This is a genomic window from Rhizobium sp. NLR10b (assembly GCF_019685435.1).
In the GTDB taxonomy this organism is placed as follows: Bacteria; Pseudomonadota; Alphaproteobacteria; order Rhizobiales; family Rhizobiaceae; genus Rhizobium.
Window position 1 is genome coordinate 1 of the sequence record NZ_JABDWV010000016.1, and the last position, 21,596, is coordinate 21,596.

19 protein-coding genes, 2 pseudogenes and 1 riboswitch are annotated in these 21,596 nt (G+C 61.2%); of the genes and pseudogenes, 7 read left to right on the forward strand and 14 right to left on the reverse strand.

The window, feature by feature from the left end; genetic code table 11:
* The 5 genes and pseudogenes from HJB91_RS23880 to thiC form a co-directional block, all read right to left on the reverse strand.
* Positions 1-162, reverse strand: a pseudogene (locus HJB91_RS23880) (thiamine phosphate synthase); the annotation flags it as partial.
* On the reverse strand, positions 159-932 hold the full coding sequence (locus HJB91_RS23885) for a thiazole synthase (protein ID WP_210633789.1): 774 nt from the start codon (positions 930-932) through the stop codon (positions 159-161). The gene HJB91_RS23885 and the pseudogene HJB91_RS23880, both read right to left, overlap by 4 nt.
* Position 933: 1 nt before the next feature.
* On the reverse strand, positions 934-1,131 hold the full coding sequence (gene thiS / locus HJB91_RS23890; RefSeq protein ID WP_210633790.1) for a sulfur carrier protein ThiS: 198 nt from the start codon (positions 1,129-1,131) through the stop codon (positions 934-936).
* On the reverse strand, positions 1,128-2,114 hold the full coding sequence (thiO, locus tag HJB91_RS23895) for a glycine oxidase ThiO (RefSeq protein ID WP_210633791.1): 987 nt from the start codon (positions 2,112-2,114) through the stop codon (positions 1,128-1,130). The genes thiS and thiO overlap by 4 nt, the downstream gene beginning before the upstream one ends.
* A gap of 2 nt (positions 2,115-2,116) precedes the next feature.
* Positions 2,117-3,949, reverse strand: coding sequence for a phosphomethylpyrimidine synthase ThiC (gene thiC / locus HJB91_RS23900; RefSeq protein WP_210633792.1), 1,833 nt, complete (start codon positions 3,947-3,949; stop codon positions 2,117-2,119).
* A 94-nt stretch (positions 3,950-4,043) separates the two neighbouring features.
* Positions 4,044-4,175, reverse strand: a riboswitch (TPP riboswitch).
* A 647-nt stretch (positions 4,176-4,822) separates the two neighbouring features.
* Here thiC and HJB91_RS23905 point away from each other — a divergent pair.
* On the forward strand, positions 4,823-6,862 hold the full coding sequence (locus HJB91_RS23905; protein WP_210633793.1) for an SPFH domain-containing protein: 2,040 nt from the start codon (positions 4,823-4,825) through the stop codon (positions 6,860-6,862).
* Between the two features lie 47 nt (positions 6,863-6,909).
* Here the strand turns inward: HJB91_RS23905 and HJB91_RS23910 are convergent, their stop codons facing one another.
* From HJB91_RS23910 to HJB91_RS23935, 6 genes are read right to left on the reverse strand one after another with little or no spacing between them, the layout of a single operon-like run.
* Complete coding sequence (locus HJB91_RS23910; RefSeq protein ID WP_210633794.1) at positions 6,910-7,218, reverse strand: YciI family protein; 309 nt, start codon at positions 7,216-7,218, stop codon at positions 6,910-6,912.
* Positions 7,215-8,063 (reverse strand): dioxygenase, encoded by an 849-nt coding sequence (locus HJB91_RS23915; protein WP_210633795.1) that lies wholly within the window; start codon positions 8,061-8,063, stop codon positions 7,215-7,217. Before HJB91_RS23915 ends, HJB91_RS23910 begins: the two co-directional genes overlap by 4 nt.
* Before the next feature lie 19 nt (positions 8,064-8,082).
* Complete coding sequence (locus HJB91_RS23920; RefSeq protein ID WP_221155993.1) at positions 8,083-9,141, reverse strand: maleylacetate reductase; 1,059 nt, start codon at positions 9,139-9,141, stop codon at positions 8,083-8,085.
* A 1-nt stretch (position 9,142) separates the two neighbouring features.
* Positions 9,143-10,123 (reverse strand): gamma-resorcylate decarboxylase, encoded by a 981-nt coding sequence (gene tsdA / locus HJB91_RS23925; protein WP_210633551.1) that lies wholly within the window; start codon positions 10,121-10,123, stop codon positions 9,143-9,145.
* Positions 10,124-10,170: 47 nt separating this feature from the next.
* The gene (locus HJB91_RS23930; RefSeq protein WP_210633552.1) at positions 10,171-11,403 is read right to left on the reverse strand and encodes a flavin-dependent monooxygenase; all 1,233 of its coding nucleotides are present in this window, start codon (positions 11,401-11,403) and stop codon (positions 10,171-10,173) included.
* 10 nt (positions 11,404-11,413) lie between these two features.
* Positions 11,414-11,953, reverse strand: coding sequence for a flavin reductase family protein (locus HJB91_RS23935; RefSeq protein WP_210633553.1), 540 nt, complete (start codon positions 11,951-11,953; stop codon positions 11,414-11,416).
* Positions 11,954-12,157: 204 nt separating this feature from the next.
* Here HJB91_RS23935 and HJB91_RS23940 point away from each other — a divergent pair, with 204 nt between their 5' ends.
* Both HJB91_RS23940 and HJB91_RS23945 read left to right on the forward strand, forming a co-directional pair.
* Positions 12,158-12,610: a MarR family winged helix-turn-helix transcriptional regulator gene (locus HJB91_RS23940; RefSeq protein WP_210633554.1), complete on the forward strand. Its 453-nt coding sequence runs from the start codon at positions 12,158-12,160 to the stop codon at positions 12,608-12,610.
* Between the two features lie 181 nt (positions 12,611-12,791).
* The gene (locus HJB91_RS23945) at positions 12,792-14,093 is read left to right on the forward strand and encodes an aromatic acid/H+ symport family MFS transporter (protein ID WP_210633555.1); all 1,302 of its coding nucleotides are present in this window, start codon (positions 12,792-12,794) and stop codon (positions 14,091-14,093) included.
* Positions 14,094-14,138: 45 nt separating this feature from the next.
* Here HJB91_RS23945 and HJB91_RS23950 read toward each other — a convergent pair whose 3' ends face one another.
* A complete protein-coding gene (locus HJB91_RS23950; protein WP_210633556.1) occupies positions 14,139-14,417 on the reverse strand; it encodes a hypothetical protein in 279 nt (92 codons plus the stop codon).
* 147 nt (positions 14,418-14,564) lie between these two features.
* Between HJB91_RS23950 and HJB91_RS23955 the strand changes: the two are divergent.
* The 3 genes and pseudogenes from HJB91_RS23955 to HJB91_RS23965 form a co-directional block, all read left to right on the forward strand.
* Positions 14,565-14,818, forward strand: a pseudogene (locus HJB91_RS23955) (flotillin family protein); the annotation flags it as partial.
* 154 nt (positions 14,819-14,972) lie between these two features.
* Positions 14,973-16,241 carry a DNA repair exonuclease gene (locus tag HJB91_RS23960; protein ID WP_210633557.1) on the forward strand — a complete coding sequence of 423 codons (1,269 nt, stop codon included), beginning with the start codon at positions 14,973-14,975 and terminating at the stop codon, positions 16,239-16,241.
* A complete protein-coding gene (locus HJB91_RS23965) occupies positions 16,241-19,714 on the forward strand; it encodes an AAA family ATPase (protein ID WP_221155994.1) in 3,474 nt (1,157 codons plus the stop codon). Before HJB91_RS23960 ends, HJB91_RS23965 begins: the two co-directional genes overlap by 1 nt.
* 47 nt (positions 19,715-19,761) lie before the next feature.
* On the opposite strand, the gene HJB91_RS23970 is transcribed toward HJB91_RS23965, so the two are convergent.
* Positions 19,762-20,184 carry a type II toxin-antitoxin system VapC family toxin gene (locus HJB91_RS23970; protein WP_221155995.1) on the reverse strand — a complete coding sequence of 141 codons (423 nt, stop codon included), beginning with the start codon at positions 20,182-20,184 and terminating at the stop codon, positions 19,762-19,764.
* Positions 20,181-20,435: a type II toxin-antitoxin system Phd/YefM family antitoxin gene (locus tag HJB91_RS23975; RefSeq protein ID WP_184455494.1), complete on the reverse strand. Its 255-nt coding sequence runs from the start codon at positions 20,433-20,435 to the stop codon at positions 20,181-20,183. The genes HJB91_RS23970 and HJB91_RS23975 overlap by 4 nt, the downstream gene beginning before the upstream one ends.
* Before the next feature lie 235 nt (positions 20,436-20,670).
* Here HJB91_RS23975 and HJB91_RS23980 point away from each other — a divergent pair, with 235 nt between their 5' ends.
* A complete protein-coding gene (locus tag HJB91_RS23980; protein ID WP_210633560.1) occupies positions 20,671-21,585 on the forward strand; it encodes an acetamidase/formamidase family protein in 915 nt (304 codons plus the stop codon).
* Positions 21,586-21,596: the final 11 nt, after the last annotated feature.

Consider the following 21,596-nt stretch of genomic DNA (forward strand, 5'->3'; position numbering starts at 1 on the left):
ACCCGCGGCCGCGCAGGCAGCCTTCGAACGCCGGATCTGCTCGCGAAGCACGGAGTCCGGGCAATCCTTGATGCGCAGCTGGACGAGTTTGACGCCGAGTGGCACGAGACGCTCGACCCATTCGGCGCTGTCGACGATGAGATAGAAGGGATCGAGCTTCATGAGAAGACGGCCTTGCCGATGACGGGCGTGGATGGGAAGGCGACGTCGCGTGGCTCCAGCGGTATGGCTCCATGCGCCAGGCGGCCGGCATCGATGGCAAGCGCGAAGGCCTCGGCAATGCTGGCGGGATCGCCTGCGCCGGCAACGGCGGTGTTGAGAAGGACGGCATCATAACCATATTCCATGACGGTGGCGGCATGAGACGGGCGGCCGATGCCGGCATCGATGATCAGCGGCACATCCGGAAAGTGCGCCCGGAACGATCGCAGCGCCATCGGGTTCAGCGGCCCCTGAGCGGACCCGATCGGCGCGCACCAGGGCATCAGCACGCGGCAGCCGGCTTCCAGCAGCCTTTCCGCGACGACAAGGTCGTCGGTCGTGTAGGGGAAGACCTGAAAGCCCTCGCCAGTGAGGATGCGGGCCGCCTCGACAAGGCCGAAGACGTCAGGCTGCAGCGTATCGTGATGTCCGATGACTTCGAGCTTGATCCAGTCGGTGCGGAAGACGTCGCGCGCCATTTTCGCCGTCAGCACGGCCTCCTGCACGCTGTGGCATCCGGCCGTATTCGGCAGCACGCGCACGCCAAGTTCGCGGATCAGATCGAAGAAGGCGCCGCCCGCTTTGCCGCCGACGGCTTCGCGGCGAAGCGAAACGGTGACGATCTCGGTCTTCGAGCGCTTGACCGCTTCTGCAAGGACAGCTGGAGACGGATAGCGGGCGGTCCCGAGTAGCAGTCGGGAGCGGACTTCAACATCATAAAGTTTCAGCATCTCAGCCTCCTTGCATGGGTGAGAGAATTTCGATGCGGTCGCGTTCGCCGAGCCTGAAATCGGCGCGGTCCTCGCGGTGCACCAGCTCGCCGTTGACTGCGGTTGCCAGCCATTCGCCTTCGTAGTCGAGAGCGAGGAGAAGATCTGCGAGCGTCGCGGCCGCGACCTCCTGTTCCTCACCATTGATGATGAAGGTCATGATGCCCTCCTTTCCGGTTGATTGCCTTCGCCAAGAAGAAGCCGCGCCACCTCGCCTGCCATGGCAGGCGCCAGCAGAAAACCGTGGCGGTAGAGACCATTGACATGGACTGTGCGCCCTTCCTGCGTCACACGCGGCAGATTGTCGGGATAAGCCGGCCGCACGCCTGCGCCCGTTTCCGTCACCCGTGCCTCGCCGAAGGCAGGATTGAGGGTGTAGGCGGCATTCAGCAACTCCATCAGCGAACGCGCGGTGATAGGGCCGGTATCGTCACTTTCGATCATCGTCGCCCCGATCATGAAACGATTTCTTTCGCGCGGCACGATATAGATCGGATAGCGCGGATGCAGCAGGCGAACGGGGCGAGAGAGAGTCACTTCGTTCGTTTCGACGCAGAGCATCTCTCCGCGAACGCCGCGCAGGCCGGGCAGAAGGCCGATCTGAGCAGCCCCGGTGCAGTCGATCACCCGATCGTAATGGGCAAGGTCAGCATCGCCCGTGGTGCCGAATGTGAGACGCATGCGGGCTTCTTCAAGTCCGGCGGCCAGCCCCGCGAGTGCCTGCCGTGGATCGAGATGCGCTTCCTGCGGAAAGAACAATGCCCTGCGGAAGCGGCCGGCGAGATCCGGTTCAAGAGCCGCGATCGCCTGCTCGTCCAGCCATTCCCATCCGCTTGTCCGGCGACAAAAGCGGTCGAGTTCGCCGGCATCGCGCCCGGCCGCCACGACAAGCGTTCCCCGACGATTGATATGGCCGGGTAGTGCTGCCTCCCACCAATCGGCGGCAAGACGGCCGAGCGCCAGGACCGGCTCCTCCGCGCTTTCCCTTTCGCACCATGGGGCCAGCATGCCGCCGGCAAAGCCGGAAGCGCCTGCACCGATCCGGTCGGCTTGATCAGCGACGCTGACCCGGAAACCATGTCGATAGAGCTGCCAGGCAACGGTGAGGCCGGCAACGCCGGCCCCCTTGACGAGAATATGCATCGTCATTCTCCGGCAGGCGTTTTCGCGGCCTCGGCGACCGGCATGTAGAGATCGCCGCCATCACGATACCTGGCAGCCATCGCTTCCAGTCCTTCTTTCTGAGCTTCGGCGCGAATGTCGTGGGAAATGCGCATGGAACAGAATTTCGGGCCGCACATCGAACAGAAATGCGCTACCTTGTGCGCCTCTTTCGGCAGGGTCTCGTCATGGAAGGAACGCGCCGTATCCGGGTCGAGCGAGAGGTTGAACTGGTCTTCCCAGCGAAATTCGAAGCGCGCCCGCGACAGTGCATCGTCACGGATGCGGGCGGCCGGATGGCCCTTGGCAAGGTCGGCGGCATGCGCGGCAATCTTGTAGGTGATGACACCGGTCTTGACGTCGCTGCGGTCGGGCAGGCCCAGATGCTCCTTCGGCGTGACGTAGCAGAGCATCGCCGTTCCGAACCAGCCGATCATTGCGGCTCCGATGCCGGAGGTGATGTGATCGTAGCCGGGGGCGATATCGGTCGTCAGCGGTCCGAGCGTATAGAAGGGAGCCTCGCCGCAGACCTTGAGCTGCTTGTCCATATTCTCCTTGATCTTGTGCATCGGCACGTGGCCGGGGCCTTCGATCATCACCTGGCAATCCCTGGCCCAGGCGATCTTGGTCAGTTCGCCGAGGGTTTCGAGCTCGGCAAATTGCGCGGCGTCGTTGGCATCGGCGATCGAGCCGGGGCGAAGACCATCTCCAAGCGAGAAGGATACGTCATAGGCGCGGCAGATGTCGCAGATTTCCTCGAAATGCTCATAGAGGAAGCTCTCCTTGTGGTGATGCAGACACCACTTGGCCATGATCGAACCGCCGCGTGAGACGATGCCGGTGACACGATTGACGGTGAGCGGGATATAGGCAAGCCGCACGCCCGCATGAATGGTGAAATAATCGACCCCCTGCTCGGCCTGTTCAATCAGCGTATCGCGATAGACTTCCCACGTGAGATCCTCGGCTATGCCGTTCACCTTTTCCAGCGCCTGGTAGAGCGGCACCGTTCCGATCGGAACCGGCGAATTGCGGATGATCCATTCCCGGATGTTGTGAATGTTGCGGCCGGTGGAAAGGTCCATGACCGTGTCGGCACCCCAGCGGATTGCCCAGACCATCTTCTCCACCTCTTCCGCCATCGACGAGGTAACGGCCGAGTTGCCGATATTGGCGTTGATCTTCACCAGGAAATTCCGGCCGATGATCATCGGTTCGGCCTCCGGATGGTTGATGTTGGCTGGAATGATCGCCCGGCCGGCTGCCACTTCCTGCCGCACGAATTCGGCCGTCACGAAATCGGGAACGTCAGCGCCAAAGCTCTCGCCGTCGCGAGCGAGCGCCTCCTTCGTGGCCTGCCGGCCAAGGTTTTCGCGGATGGCGATGAACTCCATTTCCGGCGTGACGATGCCGGCACGCGCATAGGCGAGCTGGGTGACGGCGCGGCCGGCCTTTGCCTTCAGCGGCGTGCTGCGAAGGGGGAATTCCGGCGTCAGCCGTTCGCCTGTGGCAAAACCATTGTCTTCAGGCTTCACCACACGGCCTTCATAGGCTTCGACGTCGCCCCGCGCCCTGATCCAGCTCTCGCGCAAACGCGGGAGCCCGGCGTCGATCGAGACCGTATGTGTCGGGTCGGTATAGGGGCCGGAGGAGTCATAGACCGTTACCGGCGGTTCGCCCGAGGTCGGGTGAAGGCTGATTTCGCGCATCGGCACGCGCAGATCCGGATAGAGCGTTCCGGGCTTGGCGATCTTGGTCGAGCCCGGAAGCGGGCCGGTGGTGACGACCGGAGTAAGCTTGGGTGCAACAATATTCATGGGTGAGGCTCCAAGGTTTGACGTTTGGAGACCCAGTTCCAGAGTTGGAATGATGAAAAGACGCCTCAAGCAACAAAGCGAAATCCGCCCGACAGCCGCAGCGTCCGCACCGTCCCTACGCCAGTATGAACTGGATCAGGTTCAACGGGTCACTGCGCCACAACAGGCAAAGCCGTATTGTTCAGCAGAATCTCAGCCCCTTGCCGGGACACCCCTGGTGAATGCTCGGCATCAAAGACCGGAGTGGCCCTGATGTCAAGCCGACCCTCACGCGTTCTCATCCGCCGGCTTTGAGTCCGCGGCAGACATCATTCCGCGTCCTCACGCGAGCTACGGCTCTCGCCAAAGGACTACCGTCAGCCGATCTCGGAAACTTGCGGCTTAGATAAGCGGGGATCGGTGTATCGACCCGACTGTACAAGAAATGCGCCACACCAACAGCAGACAAGACGTGGATAGCGAGCGTGCCTGACCTTGCAGAGGGCCTGCCAACGCAATTTTCCAGACCCCGGCTCAACGGCCCGGTATGTAAGTCAAGCGGCAATATTTATTCAGCTGAATTGAATGTTCGAAATAGCAAAATCACTGGAAGTACTTATCCGATTTCAGCATTGAACATCTTTACACCGATAGCTGTTGTCCTTACTTCCTCTATCGTTATGTCTAGCAAGGCAACACCGATGTGAGACCACTCACGACGCGCCGTCCCCCAGCGGGACTCGCGGTCATTCTCCCTGACAATCAGCAGCCTTAAGCGTTCGACAGGTTCTTAGCGCGTCGCGCAAAAAGGCGCGCCATTTCCCCGTCATATCAACCAACGCCAACCGGGCGGTCATCGGGTGGACGAACCCGTGCGCCTATGCGAGAGAAAAGATGGAAACCCTCCAATACCTTAGCCCGATGGGATGGAAGGCGATCGAAATCGCTGTCACCCTCATCATACTGGCCATGCTGTTCCGGTGGAGCGGAGTAATCCGCTATATCCCCAACGACAGGCTCGGCATCCTCGAAAAGCTGTGGAGCTTTCGCGGCTCCGTCGACAATGGCTTCATCGCGCTCTATGGCGAGGCCGGCTTTCAGCCGGATGTCGTGCGCGGCGGTCTGCATTTCTTCATGCCGTTCCAGTATTCGATGCATCGCGCCAACCTCGTGACCATTCCGCAGGGCCAGATCGGCTATGTCTTCGCCCGTGACGGCGAGCCGTTGCCGCCGACCCAGACGCTGGCCTCGAATATCGATGCCGATGATTTTCAGGATGTGCGCAGCTTTCTCACCAAGGGCGGCCAGAAGGGGCCGCAACGCAAGATCCTGCGCGAAGGCACATATGCCATCAATCTCGCGCAGTTCATCGTGTTGACCGCGCAATCAACTTATGCAGTCAACCTGAACGCGTCGGAACAAAGACTGTTTTCCGACATGTCCACTTTGATCACTGAGCGGAATGGCTTCGAGCCCGTCCTCATCCACGACGCCGAGGACCTGATCGGGATCGTCACCATCCATGACGGTCCGGCGCTGCCGGATGGCGAGATCATCGCGCCGACCGTTGCCAACAACCCGAAGGATCCGAACTTCCACAATAATTTCCAGGATCCGGAGAAGTTTCTCAATGCCGGCGGTTATCGCGGCCGGCAATTGCAGGTGCTTGCCGACGGCAGCTATTTCCTCAACCGCATCTTCGCGACCGTCGAACTGGTGGAAAAGACGATCATCGACGTCGGCACGGTGGGTGTCGTCGTCTCCTATACCGGCCGGCGAAGCGCGGATATTTCAGGTCAGTCTTATCGCCACGGCGAACTGGTCGAGACGGGCGCACGCGGTGTCTGGTCGACGCCGCTTCTGCCGGGCAAATATGCGTTCAACACCTATGCCGGCAATATCATCATCGTGCCGACCACAAACTTCGTGCTCAAATGGACGAAGGAACAGTTCGGCGAGCACCGGCTGGACGAAAACCTTTCAGAAGTGTCGCTGATCACCAGGGATGCGTTCGAACCGGTGCTGCCACTCTCGGTCGTCGTGCATATCGACTATATGAAGGCGCCGCTCGTCGTGCAGCGTTTCGGGGACATCAAACGGCTGGTCGAACAGACACTCGATCCGATGGTCTCGGCCTACTTCAAGAATATCGCTCAGACCAAGACCTTGATCGAACTGCTGCAGGAACGCAGCGAAATCCAGCGCAGATCCGGTGACGAAATGCGGGAGAAGTTTTCGTCGTATAGCCTCGAGCTGCAGGAGGTGCTGATCGGTACGCCTCGCGCCAGTAATGGCCAGAACAGCATCGAGCAGATCCTCATCCAGCTGCGCGAACGCCAGATCGCCGTCGAGAAGGTCGAGACTTATAAGTTGCAGGAAGCGGCGGCGATCCAGGAGCGCACATTGCGCGAGAAAGAAGCACTGGCCGAACAGCAGGCCAAGATCACGACGTCGGCGCTCACCATCGAGATCAGCGAGAACGAAGGCAAGGCGCAGCTCGCCCGCACCCGCCAGCAGGCCGAAACCATTCAGGTCACCGCCAAGGCAGAGGCCGAGAAGGTGCGCCTGGCCGGCCTCGGCGAAGCCGACCGGATCAAGGCGATCGCACTTGCAGATGCCGAGCGTATCAAGGCGACCGGCCTTGCCGATGCCCAGAAGGTACGCGCCGTCGGTCTGGCGGAAGCCGAGGCGACCGAGAAGAAGGTCGCGGCCTTCGGCGGTCCGGACTATCAGCTCCACTCGCAGGTGCTGATGCGCTTTGCCGAAGCGATCGAAAACGGCAAGCTGCCGCTCGTGCCGCAGATCCAGGTCGCCGGTGCCGGCGGCGACAAGGGCGGCGCCAACGGCCTGGTGGAAATGATGCTGTCGATGCTGGTCGCCGATCGGCTTGGACGACAGGGTGCCCCGGCTGTGGTGCCAGCGCCGGCCGAATAACATTGATTGTGGATGGGCCGGTCATGCCGGCCCATTTTTCTTCCTGCCTAAAACGCCGGTCGGAAACTCTCGCGCAGAATTCCGAAAGTGGGCCGCCATTCGAATAGATCGACGCTCGTGTAGACGCCGGAGCCAACGAAGGGATCTCCCGCGCTGAACGCCTCGAACTCGGCCAGCGTTTCGACTTCCGCAATTACGACGGCGGTAGAAGCCCTGCCCTCGGCCGGCGGTGCAGACGGGCCGGAAAGCATGATGCGGATCGTCGCGCCGCGCAGATAGGCCTTGTGTTCCTCGATCAATCGGGAACGTTCGGCCGCCTTGCCGGGGTCGCATACGGCATAGCGGACAACGATCATTGTTTATTCCAGATCGGCGTCAGCACGAAATCGAAATCGGAGCGCCAGACCGTCGGACGATCGATACGCTCGAAAGGCGCGACCAGGCTGTTTTTGACACCAAACACCGTATCGGATTCCAGATAGGGATCGTTGCCGACAAAAGTGTGGGTTACGAGCTTCTGATAACCTGGAGCCGTGATCAGGTAATGGGTATGGGCGGGACGGTAGGGATGGCGACCGAGCGAGGCCAGCATCTGGCCGACCGGACCGTCATCCGGGATCGGATAGGAGACCGGCTTGATGCCGACGAAGCTATAGGCGCCATCTGCACCGGTGATGAAAATGCCCCGGTTGTTCCATTTCGGCTGGATATCCGGCTGCTGGACGTCGTAGAAGCCATCGGCATTATCCGACCATACGTCGATCCGGGCTCCCTCGATCGGATGACCATCGAGATCCAGCACTCGCCCGATGAAGAGGCAAGTCTCACCCTTGCCGTCGAGCGAGATGTTTTCGCCCATCTGGCGGACGGGCGCCCCTTCGATGTGAAACGGTCCAAACACGGTATTTTCCGTGGCGCCCGGCGGACGCCGGTTGTTGATCGCATCCACCAGCATCGAGAAACCCAGCGTATCGCTGAGCAGGATGAATTCCTGTCGCTGGTCATGACAGCGATGACCGGTGCGGGTCAGGAAGCCTATGGCCAGCTCCCATTCCTCCTGGGTCAGGCTTATATCCTTGGCAAAGGCATGCAAATGCTTGACAAGCGACGCCATGACTTCGGCCAGACGTGGATTGATGTCCGGCCCCATCCGCGAATTGACGGCTTCCGCGGATCTCTCTTCGCTGAAATATTCAGGCACCTGGCCTCCTCCTAATGCGTTAACGCGGCCGTGCGCCCTCCCAGGCGCTCTGCAGCAAAGCCCGGATCACTTTTCCTTCGATCGGGCGCGGGTTCCAGTAGGGATTCCCAGCGGCAAGTTCTGCCGCATGATCCAGATCGGCTTCCTTCATACCCAGATCCCGCAGCGCCATCGGGGCACCGATCGAAGCGGCAAAATCATAAAGACCGCTGCCCAGCGAGCCGCCGAAAAGATCGGCAGCGGGCTTGAGCGCATCCGTTGCGGCTGCGGCGTTGTAGGCAGCGGAATGGGGCAGAATGACCGCATGGGTTTCTGCATGCGGCAGATCGAAGCTGCCGCCCAGCGTATGGCAAAGCTTGTGATGCAGGGCCATTCCAACGGCTCCGAGCACCGTGCCGCACAGCCAGGAGCCGTAAAGCGCTTCGCTTCGGGGTTCGATGTCCCTCGGGGCATTGACGATTTGCGGCAAAGCCTGCTTCAGCGCGCGCAAGCCCTCGACCGCCATCATCGACGAAATGGGATTGCGATCCTGCGCATAGAGCCCTTCGACCGCATGCGCCATGGCATTGAGCCCGCTGCTGACGCTGATGTTGACCGGCAATCCCAATGTCAATTCAGGATCGTAGATCACCACCTCAGGCAGGATGCCGGGGCCGCGGACCGTGGTCTTCTGTCCGTTCTCCGTCTGGCCGAGGATCGGTGTAACCTCCGATCCAGCATAGGTCGTCGCCACCACGATCTGTGGTGCGTCGTTGCGATAGGCGATGGCCTTGCCGAGACCGATCGTCGATCCACCGCCGATCGCGACCACGCAATCGGCACCGGCCTTCTCGTATGCCGCGATCGCGCGCTCGGTCACATCGACCGGCGTGTGCATGACAGCACCGTCGAATAGTCCCGCCGCAAGCGGGCCGAGGGAAGCAGCGATGCGCTGAGCGTCGGCTTTCTGGTGCGGGGTCGAAAGGATCAGGGCGCGCTTGCCGCCCTGCCCTGTAATCGCCTCGGCGAGGCGACTCACCGAGCCGCTCCCGAAGATGACCTGGGCTGCGCTGACCGTGTATCTGAAAGGTGCGACCATGTTATCGATCGAGCTTGAACAGTGAAACTGCATTGGTGCGACCGATTTTCAGACGGTCGGCTTCGGAGATGGTGGCGCTGTCGAACCAGTTTGCAGCGTGGTCGACGTTTTCGAATGGCCAGTCTGTCGAAAACAGAATTCTGTCCGCGCCGATTTCCAGCATAGCATCGATCAGCGATTGCGTGCGGAAATTCCCCGACGTCGTAATGTAGAAATTCTCGTTGAAATAATCGGCAATCCGGCGTTTGGCCGGATAGTTCTTTTCCACCCTGACCCACGCATTCCGGTGGTCGATGCGCCACATCATGTACGGCAGTCCCTCGCCCATATGACCGACGATGATCCGCAAAGCCGGGTGCTCGTCAAACAGGCCGGATCCCATCAGGCGCAGCGCATGCACAGCGGTCTCCTGCGCGAACGCCCATGTCGGACCCATCAGCCAGGAATGGCCGGCATAGATCCGGCTGTCCTGCGGCAGCGGGTTGCGCGGGTGCAGATAGAAAGGAATGTTGAGTTTTTCGACTTCGGCCCAGAACGGACGGTATTGCGGCAGATCGTAGTAGAGCGGCGTTGTTCCGTCGCCTTCCTGCGAGAAGCCGTTGACCAATGCGCCGACGAAACCCATCGTCGTCACGCAGCGCTGCAATTCCTGCGCAGCGGCATCCGGATCCTGCAGCGGCAAAGCTGCAAATCCCAGGAAACGGTTCGGGTTTTTAGCGCATTGCTCGGCCAGAAAGTCGTTGGCGCGTCGGGAAATCTCCAGGGCCTTGGCCTTGTCCGGGATCGCTTGCACGGCTGGTGCGTTCAGCGACAGGATCATTTTCTCGATGCCGTGAGCATCCATCAGCCGCAGACGCTTGTCCTGGATATCCAGAAGACGGGCGGACAGTTCCGTCCAGTAGTCGCCCGGCACGAATCCGGCCGAATCCTGCAGCGTCTCGGGAATGGCGAAATGTTCTTCAAGCGCGATCTTGCCTTGCACGATATGCTCTCTTTCCTGTCTTCAATCGAAATAATGAGGATGGCGGATCAGAATTGTCCCTTGGGCGGAAGACCGAGCAGTTGCTGGCCGACCATGGTTCCGACGGCATCCCAGTTCATGGAAATGTGGCGCCCGACGGCATTTGCATCGCGCCATGCCCGCTGCACGGGATTGGACATCTGGAGGCCGAGGCCGCCGGTCGATGCATTGAGTGCTTCGACGGCCCGAAGCGCCAGGCTGACCGCAAAAGACTGGCTGCGGCGGGCAAGAATCCGATCTTCCTCGGTGATCTCGCCGGTGCCATCCGCGCGGGCCTGGGCCAGTTGCTGCGCCCTGGCAATATCGCGCAGAATGATTTCGCGGGCAGCATCCACGGATGCGGAGGCTTCCGCCACGCGGAGCTGGATCGTCGGAAATTCGGCGATCTTGTTGTTGCCGCCGGCAACCGCACCCCGTGTCACCCTGGTGCCGATGTGGTCGATATAGCTATCCAATGCGCCCTTCGCCGCACCGACGGCCGCGCTGCCGAGGCAGAACGGAATTCCCATAAGGAGCGGCATGTTGAAAAGGCCGACACCCTTATAGAAGCGCCCGCCCGGCGTTCTGCCTGAGGTCGCGTCCGGAAAGCTCAGTATGCGATATTGTGGAACGAAGACATCCTTGAGGATCAGGCTTTTTGAGCCGGTACCCGCAAGGCCGACCACATCCCAGGTCTCGGCAATGGTATAATCGCTGGCGGGAACCAGAAGGAACGCCGGCATAGGACGCTCCTCCTCGCCGTTTGGTGGAATGATCGCCGCACAGAGGGCCCACTGGGCATTTTCGCATCCGCTCGCAAAGGCCCAATCGCCGGATATACGGAAACCGCCCTCGACGCGTTCAGCCATTCGGACCGGCGCGTAGGAACCGCAGAGCAGCGCATCCGGATTGCTGCCCCACACGTCCTGCTGGACCCTTTCCTCGAACATGGCGAGGAGCCATTGATGTGCGGAAAGGAGGCCGGCGACCCAGCCGGTGGAGGCACAGGCCGCCGACAGTACGATATTTGCATCGACAAGCTCGGCAAACGATCCTTCGTTGCCGCCGAAACGGGCGGGCTTGACGATATCGAAATAGCCGGCGGAGCGCAGCAGATCGATATTGCGCGCCGGCACGCGACCGGATTTTTCGGTGTCGCGGGCGCCGGCACGGATTTCGTCCAGCACCGAGGCGATGCGATCTGCAAGACATGCGTTCTCGACCCGCGTTGCGGCGGGAAACAGGGCAGCTGTATTGTTCATGGAACGACCTTCAGTTCTGGGATGTGGGAAGCGCGTGCTGTGGTGCGCAATATTTCGAGTTTTCGTACATCAGCGGGATCGTGTCTTGGGAAAGGCGTGTATCCACCACCTGCCCGATGAAGATCGTGTGCGTCCCGTAGGGAACCGCACCCATGCGGCGGCAGACAACCGAGGCATGAGCGGAATCAAGCACCATCATGCCGCGCTCATGGCGAACCCAATCGGCAGCCTCGAACCGACGTTCAGGCGCAATCTTGCCGCTGAAACCTTCCGACAGGGCGACCTGCCTGTCGGTCAGAATGCTGACTGCAAATTCCGGCACCTCAAGCAGCATGCCATGCAGGTAGGTACGATTGTTCAGGCAGATGAGGAGAGATGGCGGATCCATCGAAAGTGATGTGACGGCAGTTGCCGTCATTCCATGGTCCGTACCGTTGCGGCAGGCGGAAATGATCGTCACTGTCGCCGGGAAACGGCGCATGGTCGATCGAAACGCATCGCTGATCGGTGCAGGGGCCGGCACTATGCCGAGAGCAGCAGTGGCAGACATGATTTCCTCCCGTGTTTCCCGCTGCCAAATTATTGCATCTGCAACTGTTGTCAACGCAAATCTATAAGTCAGGCGGGAAAAATGTTTGATCTACCCCGCCATTGTCGGCGGCTGAAAGCCAATCATGTTGTCATCCCGGTCATTTAGGTGCATGTCGGAGAGAACGTTCAGCAAGCGCCCCGAATCCCGCCAGCAGACAGAGATATGTACAAACTTACCGATTCCGTTCCGTATCTTCTCAATCGCGCCGGCGTGCGGATAGCCGAGGTGTTCGCGCAGAGAATTGCCGAAGATGATCTCAGCGTGGCGATGTACAGGGTTCTGGCGATGCTCAAGGAGCGCCGGGAAAGCACCCTGGGGGATCTCGCCGACGTCGTATCTGTCGAGATTTCGACGCTTTCGCGCCTGGTCGGCACGCTGGCCAAGCGCAAGCTGGTGTCGAGAACACGTCCGGAAGACAATGGCCGGATCGTCATCGTCAGGCTGACCCCGCAGGGCGAGGCGCTGACGGAAAGGCTCATGCCGCTTGCCGTGGAGCTTGAAAGCACCGCGGTTCAGGGCATGTCGGCCGAGGAAGTCGCAGCCCTGAAGAATGCGCTGCGCCGCATGCACAGCAACCTGCCGGCAATATCCGCAAAGGGAAAAGTTGCCGGCTGAGAAGTTTGCAGTTGCAAATATTTTATTCGCAAGTATTTAATGGCGTGTCATCGTTGTCTTGACATCGCCCGCTCGCGGGTGAGTCTGGCGCTGGGAGGAACCTCGCCGGCAATGATCCAGGAGGATTTGTACATGGATCGGTGCGGGCCTGCCGCTGGCAGGAGCGTGCTTCCTGTACTCAATGTATGGGGAGGGAAAATTGGCCATACAAGATCTCGCTATTATCAACGAACGTGTTCGCAGCCCGAATATCATCATCGCCCTTTGCGGTCTGCTGATCCTGTTTGACGGTTATGATCTGATCGTTTACGGGGCAGTCGCGCCGGCGCTGCTCGGTGAAGCAAGCTGGGGCCTGACGCCCGGCATGGTCGGACGAGCTGCTTCCATCACCCTGTTCGGCATGCTGCTCGGCGCGCTCGTTGCAGGAACACTCGCCGACAGGATAGGCCGTCGCAAGGTCATCATCGGCAGCCTGCTGAGTTTCTCCGTTATGATGATCGGCAGCGGTCTGGCGCCCAACTTTCTCGTTTTCGAGGCAACCCGCTTTCTCGCCGGTCTGGGCCTTGGCGCTCTTTTTCCGACAGTAACCGCATTGATCATCGAGTTTTCCGCGCCGAGACGGAAGGCGATCGCCTATTCGATTGCTCTTCTCGGTTATCTCGCCGGCGGCATCATCTCGGGTATGCTCGGAATGTTGCTGATACAGAAATACGGATGGCGTCCATTGATGATCATCGGCGGCGCACCGATCCTGCTTCTGCCTTTCTTTATCCACCTCATCCCGGAGTCCCCCGAATGGCTGGCAACGAAAAACCGCCAGGCCGAAGCCAACCATTTCGCAAACCAGTACAGACTGCCCAATCCCCTAGCCAGGCCCGTTGGACAACGCCAGGTCGGCATCCGGTCACTGTTTTCCGAAGGTCGCCTGCTGCCGACCTTGAACGCATGGGGCATCCACTTTTGTTCGCTTCTGCTGACATTCGGAATGGTCAACTGGCTCCCGACCATTATGAACAAGTTGGGCTACGACCTCGGTTCTGCCCTGCTCTTCTCCGTGACGCTCAATCTCGGAGCCGCAGTCGGCCTGCTGATTGGCGCAAGGATTGCCGACCGTGGAAATGTCAAAATCGTCGTGGCAGGTCTGTTTCTTCTTGGAGCCTGCTCGATCTGGTTGCTGACGCAGGTGGATCAGGGACTCCAGGTTTACGCTCTCGTCGCACTTGCCGGGACGGGAACGATCGGCACGCAGATCCTCGCCAATATTCTCGTTGGAAACCTCTATCCGGTCGAGATCCGCGGAACCGGCCTTGGCTTCTCGCTCGGCATCGGCCGTATCGGAGGCATGATAGGACCGGCCATCGGCGGTGCGGTTCTGGGTGCGGGCCTTGCTCCGCAGTGGAACTTCTACATCTTCGCTTCGGTCGGTGCCCTGGGATGCGTCCTCGCACTCATGACATTGCTGTATCGCAAAAAGGCTGAGTGATGCCGGATTGTCGGCAGGTTCCCCATCCGGAACCTGCCGACAATACTAATGAACCATTCCAGGTTTCGCCCTGTTGGCGAACTGGTGGACGAGCATGATGCCCTGCTCAAGCAGCAGTTCGGCCGCCCGCAGATTGTGTGGCGCAAGCTCCCCCGAAAGTCCGCGGATCGTATTGGCGATGCAGACGGAGTTGACGACGAAACGGGCGTCGCCCTCCTCTTCGGCCTCCTCGGCGGTCGCCTCCAAGGCGTCGGCGACAGTGTCGAGCAGGCTCGACCGTTCAACAAGCGTCATGTCGTTCAGAGTCTTCGAAATACCGTTCATGATTGTCTCCTCGCGCGAGCCCGAGGCGGGCCACAGCGCCGATTTTCTCGATGTGCGTCAGATGGCTGTGACTGTCAGATGGAGATCCATGTCTTCAGAAGCAACGCATGGCTGCCGCGCGCTTCACGCATGCGTGCAGCGCGGCTCAAGGCCCCCGAGAAGAAGGTGGCGGCCTTTGGCGGGCCGGACTATCAGCTCGATTCGCAGATCCTCATGCGCTTTGCCGAAGCGATCGAAAACGGCCGGCTGCCGCTCGTGCCGCAAATCCAGGTCGGCGGCGCCGGCGCCGAAAAAGGCGTCACCATGGTCTTGTGGAAATGATGCTGTCGATGCTGGTCGCCGATCGGCCTGGTCAGCAGCGGGCGCCGGCTGCAGTGCCGGCGCCGATCGAGCAGCATTGATTGTGGATGGGCCGGTTCCGCCGGCCCATTTTACTCGCCAGGACGCTGCCGCCATGCTCTGAATATTTCATGTTTCGCTGACGGGCGATAACGTCCGTTTATTTGTCAGACGGCGCCTGCTGGATCACTCTATCGCAACACCATTCTTGCATTCATGGCCTATCGTTTCGTCCACACTGCCGATCTCCATCTCGACTCTCCCCTGCGCTCTCTCGCGCTTCGCAACGCAGAGCTGGCCGACCTCGTGAGTGACGCCAGCCGGCAGGCGCTGGTCGCGATCGTCGATCTTTGCCTTGAGGAACAGGTCGACGCGCTTGTCATCGCCGGCGATCTCTACGACGGCGAGCAGACGTCGATGAAGACGGCGCGCTTCCTGGCAGGAGAGCTCGAACGGCTGCACCGAGCGGGCATCTCAGTCTTCAAGATCCGGGGCAATCATGATGCGATGTCGAAGATCGCCAGGGAACTGGTGATGCCCCATACGGTGAAGATCTTCGGCGGCCATGCCGAGATTGTGGAGGCCACGAAGGGCAGCTTGTCGGTCGCGATCCACGGCCTGAGCTTTGCGAAACCGCAGGCCCCGGACCCGCTGCTGCCGAAGTTCAAGCCGCCGGTAACGGATGCCGTCAATATCGGCATCATGCATACGAGCCTGGCCGGATCGGTCGGACATGATGTCTATGCGCCCTGCAACGTGCTCGACCTGCATGCCTCGGGTTTCGATTATTGGGCACTCGGGCATCTCCACCAGCGCAGCCAGTATCCCGGCACGGCGACGGTCGTCATGCCCGGCATGCCTCAGGGCCGCGACATCAATGAAGCGGGCGTCAAGACCGTGTCGCTTGTGACCGTGGCGGACGACCGGACCGTGACGGTTGAGGAGCGGCGCACCAGCATCGCGCAGTTCGAGCGCGTCAATGTCGACCTCACTGGTGTCGATGATTGGCGTGAGGCGGCCATGCTGGTCGAGACGGCGCTGATGGCGCAGCGCGACCGCACGGCTTCGCCCCATCTTGTCGCACGCCTCAGGCTTTCCGGCCGCACGCCGCTCTCCTGGCAGCTCCGGCGCGATGTTGACCTCATGCAGGCGGAAGCCGAGCGGCGCAGCGACCTGATCGGCTGTACCTGGATCGAGAAGCTGGAACTCGCCTTCGAAGCGCCCTCGATGCCCGCAGACGCGTCCGCCGCCGATCCCGTCATCGAACTCGGCACGCTGATGCGGGACGAGGTCATCGCGCGTAGCGGATTTCGCGACGATGTCAGGGAGATGATCCGGGACCTGCTCGCCGACCTGCCGCCCGAGAGCCGGGCATTTGCCGGTGATAACGAGGCGGGTTTTGAACGCTTCATCGACAGCCTTCTCGCCGATGGCGCCGAGGACATCGCCGCCCGGATGAAGGCGGTGGATCGGGGAGACAGCTGATGCGTCTGCGCCGCCTCGATCTCACCCGTTATGGCAAGTTCACCGATCACTCCATCGATTTCGGCGCGGCCCGTCAAGGTTCGCCGGACTTGCACATTGTTTATGGCCTGAACGAAGCGGGCAAGTCGACCACCTTCGCCGCCTACCTTGATCTGCTCTACGGCATTGGTGAGCGCAGCACCTATAATTTCCTGCATCCCTACAATACGATGAAGGTCGGTGCGCGATTGGAATTTGGTGGCTCGGAATACGAGCTCGCGCGGCTCAAGCTGCGGACCGGCAGCCTTGTCGATGATCGGGGACAAGCTGTGAACGAGGCGCTCCTGGCCGGCGCCCTTGGAGGCGTCGGTCGCGAGGCCTATCGCACCATGTTCTCGCTCGACGATCAATCGCTCAAGGAAGGCGGCAACGCCATCATACAAAGCAAGGGCGAACTCGGCGAATTGCTGTTCTCGGCCAGCTCGGGTCTGGCAGGCCTGAGCCGTTCGCTGGTGACCGCGGCCGACGAAGCCAACGCAATCTACAAGAAGCGGTCGTCGAGCACCAAGCTCGCGGAACTCAAGCGTTCGCTCGAAGCGCTCAAGGCCGAGCGCAATGCCATCGACACGCTTGCTTCGGCCTATGCGGGCCTGAAATCGACCCATGAGCAGGCCGAGCGCGCCTATGGCACGACCACACGGGAATTGGCCGAGGCCAAGTCGCGGTATCAGGAGCTGACCCGCCTTCTCGGCGCCTTGCCTGCAGCGCTGGAGCTCCGGCGGCTGGATGCAGATGCAGCCGCCATGAGCGATCTGCCGCGGCCGCCGTCCGAATGGTTCGCGCTCCTGCCCCAGCTTTCGCGCGACGAGACGCGGCTGCAGGCGCTTGTCGAGACCGCCGACCGCACGCTGCGCCAGCTTGCGGACCAGATCGAGGCGATCGCGATCGACGACAAGGCTCTGGCAGTCGCCGCGCATATGGACCTGCTGGATCAGGGTCGGGCGCGCTATCTTGCGGCTGAGAGCGATCTGCCGAAGCGCCGGCTGGCGCTGGCCGAACAGGAGGGTGAGTTGGTCCGACTGCTGGCCGATCTCGAACAGCCCGGCCATGCGAAACCCGAGGCCCTGCTGCTGCCCGCTTCGCTGATCGGCATCATCCGCGATCTTATCGAACGGCGTTCCGGCGTCGAGGCGAAACTGGCAGCCGCTGATCGGGAACTGTTGCGAGCGCGGGAGAATCTCGAAAGGCTGGACAGGGAAGGCGGCTCGCGAGATGGAGCTGGGGTCCTGGATCCCGAGCTTTTCGGCCGCATCGAGATCGCCCTGAGCCGGCTGGCGGGATCTGATCTCCCCGTGCGGCTTACCATGGAAGAACGGACACTTGTCCAGGCGAAGCGAACGCAGGAGAACCGGTTTGAACAGCTCGCACCCTGGAGCGGCAACGCCGCCGCTCTGCAGCAAATGGCCGTGGCAGAGCCTCGACAGATCGAAGCCTGGCGTGGCCAAGCGGCCGCTATCGACAAGCGGATTGGCGATCACGAGGGAAGGCTGCGCGATCTCGGCACCGAACAGGCGCTGACCAAAGCCCGGATCGCGGCCTTCGTCGCCGGCGGTTCGATCGACGATACCGAGGCCGCGCGGCTGCGCGATGAACGCGATGCCGCCTGGCAGGCGCATCTTACCAGCCTGAATGCCGCCACGGCTCGGATTTTCGAGGAGCGGATGCGGCAGGACGACGTGGTATCCGCCGGCCGGCTGTCGCGGGCGCAGGAACTGGCCGAGCTGCGTCAACTCCGCCAGGCGGAAGCGGCAACGGCAGCAATGATCGAGCGGCAAAGGGAACTGCTTGGCGAAGCGCGCGCCGAACATGATGCGCTTGCCGAGCGCATCGGTGATCTGCTGCCTGAAAGCATCGAACATGACGCCGAAGCCGCGGCGCGCGTGGCCGCACTCGAGACTTGGAGCACCAAGCGAGCCGCGGCGCTCGCCGCCTGGGACGATCTGCAACACGCAGAAGACACGGTGCACGCACTTCGCCTCGAACTGGATAGGCATGTCGCAACGCTTGCGGAGAGCCTTGCAGAAGCCGGTCTTGATGACGCAGGCCAGCGACCGGTCGCCGAGCTGATGCAGGCTGCAAATAATATAATCGTCGCCGGCAGAGCCGAGCGGGCGACGCGGCAGGCGCACGAGAAGGCGGTCGGTGACCTCAGCCACGATCTCAGGGAACGCGAGCGCGACCGGCAGGAGGCGGAAGCCGCCATGGCGGCTTGGGAGCGGGAATGGGCAGAGGCGCTGTCGCGAACCTGGTTTGCCGATAAGGCCGGTTCGATGGCCGCTGTCCGCGCGATGCTGAATGCGCTCGCTACACTGCCCTCCATCCTGAAGGAGAGGGATGACCTCGCAAGTCGTGTTGCCGCGATGGAGCGCGACCAGCAGCAATTCCGCGAGCAAATTGCCGGTCTCCTCAGAGACTGCGGTCTCAGCCAGTCGGCGGTGGATACGCTCGCCTCCGCAAACGCGCTTGTGGAACGTCATGAGGCGGCGCGGCATGCGGCTCAGCTTCGGGCAGACCGGCAGGCGGATCTCGAAAGACAATTGGAAAAACGGCGTGCGCTGGAGGAGGAACTGGCCGTTCACAATGCCCGCAAGGACGAATTGACCGGCTATTTCGCTGCGGACTCGCTTGCTTCGGTCGAAGCATTCCTGAACCAGTCCCGAGAGCGGGACCGGCTGGAGGAGCGAGCCGCCGCGTTACGCCACCAGATCACCGAGGCATTGCGTGCTGCGAGTTTTTCCGAAGCCGAACGGCGCCTCGACGCTGTCGACGCCGCTGCGGTCGAGCGCGACGCCATGGAGCTTGGCGCCCGGATCGAGGATCTCACCGAGCGTGCGAAACTTCTCTATTCCGACGTGTCGCTGGCGCGGCAGAAGCTCGAGGCCGTCGGCGGAGACGACTCCGTGGCCCGGATCGAGGCCAAGCGCAGAACCATTTTCCTTGAAATCGAGGAACTGGCCGTGCGGCATCTGACGCTGCGCGCGGGCACGCTCGCGGCTGAACAGGCGCTGCATATCTATCGGGAAAAACATCGTAGTTCGATGATGAACCGCGCATCGGAGGCCTTTCGCCTGATCACCGGCGGCAATTATTCCGGCCTGACGACCCAGCCCGACCGGGACAAGGAGATATTGATCGGCGTGTCGCGCGACGGTGGTTCGAAGCTTGCGGACGCGATGTCGACCGGCACCCAGTTCCAACTCTACCTCGCGCTGCGGCTGGCGGGCTACGAGGAATTCGCAGCGTTTCGCCGGCCCGTACCCTTCGTCGCCGATGACATCATGGAGAGCTTCGACAATCCTCGCTCCGAAGAGGTCTTCCGCTTGCTCGGCGAAATGGCAAAGGTCGGACAGGTTATCTACCTTACCCACCATTGGCATCTCTGCGAGATCGCGCGAGACGTTGTTCCGAACGTGACCATACATCAACTGCCGTGACAACGCGCAAAGAAACGCCGCGCCACCACTGCGTTTCGGCAGGGAAATCAATCTTGCCACGGGTCCAGCACGACAATGCCCGCGCCTTCGAAATCCCGGGCATTGCGGGTGACGACGGTGAGGCCGTGAACCAGGGCCGTCGCGGCAATCAAGACATCGGCTTCATTGCGCCGGTCTGGAACATGCAGATGCGCGCAGCACGTCGCGACCGCATCGTCGATCGACAGGATACGGTCGGCGAATGCTGGCCGAACCTGATTTTCCAGCCATGCACGCAGACGAGCGCCCTGCGCTGCATCGCGGCGCTGCACGCCGAGTATTCCACGTTCCAATTCCAGGATCGTCATGGCGGAGATGCATAGGCCTGTTGCATCTTGCGCTCCAGCCCATGCGACCACATTAGCATTGGCCTTGCCGTCTCCGACCTTCCGCAGCTCGGAAACAACATTGGTGTCCAGCAGATATTTCAAGATAGATCGACTCCACGGGGGGCGATCTCAACTCGAGGCAGATCGAAGTCGATATCCGACAGGCCTGGCATGGAGAGAGCATCGACGAGACTGCGGGGCTTGCCGGTTAGCCGCTCGAATTCGTCATAGGTCATCAACACGTGGGATGGCTTTCCACGATCCGTGATGATGACCGGACCATTTTGCGCCGCCTTCTTTGCCCTGCTCACGTCGTGATTTAGTTCGCGGCTGGAAAGATGTGTCACGCTCATAATCCACCTCCGATGTAGGCACTTACCTACATATAACATTCGGAGAATGAAAGGCAAGATCAGCCGGCCGTTTCGCGGCAGGAGACGTCGGGTCACGATCGCGAAATCGATGCGGGGCTACACGAGCGATGTCGGGATATTGGCTTCCCAGATCATCTCTGATCTAGTCTCGATTCTCAGCCGGCAACGCAGCCTGGGCTGACGGTATTTGAAAAAAAGCGAGAGCCGTATTCTCATGACCACTCACCGCTTCATTCCGACGACCTTCCACAATGTCATCGGCTCTCTTCCGCCCGCCTTGCACATCGCTGACGGCGACACCGTCGTCACGGAGACACTCGACGCCATCGGCTATGACAAGGACGGCATCCGGCGGACATCTGGTCCCAACCCGATGAACGGCCCGATCTTCGTGGAAGGCGCGGAACCCGGAGATGCGCTGAAGGTCGAGATCATCAGCATGATCCCGACGAGGGACACTGGTTTTACGCGCAGCATCGTCGCGGCCAATGTCATCGATCCTGAAACGGTTCGCGACCTGCCGCCGCGCGACATGGCGATCTGGGCGATCGACCGCGAAGCATTGACGGTCCGATTGTCCGAGCCGGTCTCCGGCCTCGACAGTTTCGTTCTGCCTCTTGCGCCGATGATCGGCTGTTTCGGGGTTGCGCCCAGCCTTGGCCAGGCAATCTCGACGGCGACCAGCGGCGAATATGGCGGCAACATGGATTATCGCCTGTTCGGTCCGGGCACGACCGTTCGCTTGCCCGTATCGGCGCCGGGCGCCCTTTTCTTTTTGGGCGACTGCCATGCGGTGCAAGGAGATGGCGAGATCGTCGGTACCGGCGTCGAGACCACTTTCGACGTCACGGTGCGGCTGACGGTGGAAAAGAAGGCCGGGCTGATCTGGCCACGCGGAGAAACCGCTGAAGACATATTCACCGTCGGCAATGCGAGACCCCTCGACCAGGCGCTCCAGCATGCGACGAGCGAAATGCTGACCTGGCTGGCGTCGGATTACGGCCTGGACCGGACAGCGGCCAGCCATCTGCTCGGCCAGGTCGTGCGTTACGACGTCGGCAACGTCTTTGACCCGGCCTATACGATGGCCTGCCGGGTCGCCAAGAAATGGCTGGTTCGCCAGTCATGACGGACCAGCAT

What these genes read in the sequence shown, in the direction of transcription:
- HJB91_RS23885 (WP_210633789.1), bottom strand. Translation starts at nt 932, where the DNA reads ATGCTGAAACTTTATGATGTTGAAGTCCGCTCCCGACTGCTACTCGGG.
- thiS (WP_210633790.1), bottom strand. Translation starts at nt 1,131, where the DNA reads ATGACCTTCATCATCAATGGTGAGGAACAGGAGGTCGCGGCCGCGACG.
- thiO (WP_210633791.1), bottom strand. Translation starts at nt 2,114, where the DNA reads ATGCATATTCTCGTCAAGGGGGCCGGCGTTGCCGGCCTCACCGTTGCC.
- thiC (WP_210633792.1), bottom strand. Translation starts at nt 3,949, where the DNA reads ATGAATATTGTTGCACCCAAGCTTACTCCGGTCGTCACCACCGGCCCG.
- HJB91_RS23905 (WP_210633793.1), top strand. Translation starts at nt 4,823, where the DNA reads ATGGAAACCCTCCAATACCTTAGCCCGATGGGATGGAAGGCGATCGAA.
- HJB91_RS23910 (WP_210633794.1), bottom strand. Translation starts at nt 7,218, where the DNA reads ATGATCGTTGTCCGCTATGCCGTATGCGACCCCGGCAAGGCGGCCGAA.
- HJB91_RS23920 (WP_221155993.1), bottom strand. Translation starts at nt 9,141, where the DNA reads ATGGTCGCACCTTTCAGATACACGGTCAGCGCAGCCCAGGTCATCTTC.
- HJB91_RS23930 (WP_210633552.1), bottom strand. Translation starts at nt 11,403, where the DNA reads ATGAACAATACAGCTGCCCTGTTTCCCGCCGCAACGCGGGTCGAGAAC.
- HJB91_RS23935 (WP_210633553.1), bottom strand. Translation starts at nt 11,953, where the DNA reads ATGTCTGCCACTGCTGCTCTCGGCATAGTGCCGGCCCCTGCACCGATC.
- HJB91_RS23940 (WP_210633554.1), top strand. Translation starts at nt 12,158, where the DNA reads ATGTACAAACTTACCGATTCCGTTCCGTATCTTCTCAATCGCGCCGGC.
- HJB91_RS23945 (WP_210633555.1), top strand. Translation starts at nt 12,792, where the DNA reads ATGTATGGGGAGGGAAAATTGGCCATACAAGATCTCGCTATTATCAAC.
- HJB91_RS23950 (WP_210633556.1), bottom strand. Translation starts at nt 14,417, where the DNA reads ATGAACGGTATTTCGAAGACTCTGAACGACATGACGCTTGTTGAACGG.
- HJB91_RS23960 (WP_210633557.1), top strand. Translation starts at nt 14,973, where the DNA reads ATGGCCTATCGTTTCGTCCACACTGCCGATCTCCATCTCGACTCTCCC.
- HJB91_RS23965 (WP_221155994.1), top strand. Translation starts at nt 16,241, where the DNA reads ATGCGTCTGCGCCGCCTCGATCTCACCCGTTATGGCAAGTTCACCGAT.
- HJB91_RS23975 (WP_184455494.1), bottom strand. Translation starts at nt 20,435, where the DNA reads ATGAGCGTGACACATCTTTCCAGCCGCGAACTAAATCACGACGTGAGC.
- HJB91_RS23980 (WP_210633560.1), top strand. Translation starts at nt 20,671, where the DNA reads ATGACCACTCACCGCTTCATTCCGACGACCTTCCACAATGTCATCGGC.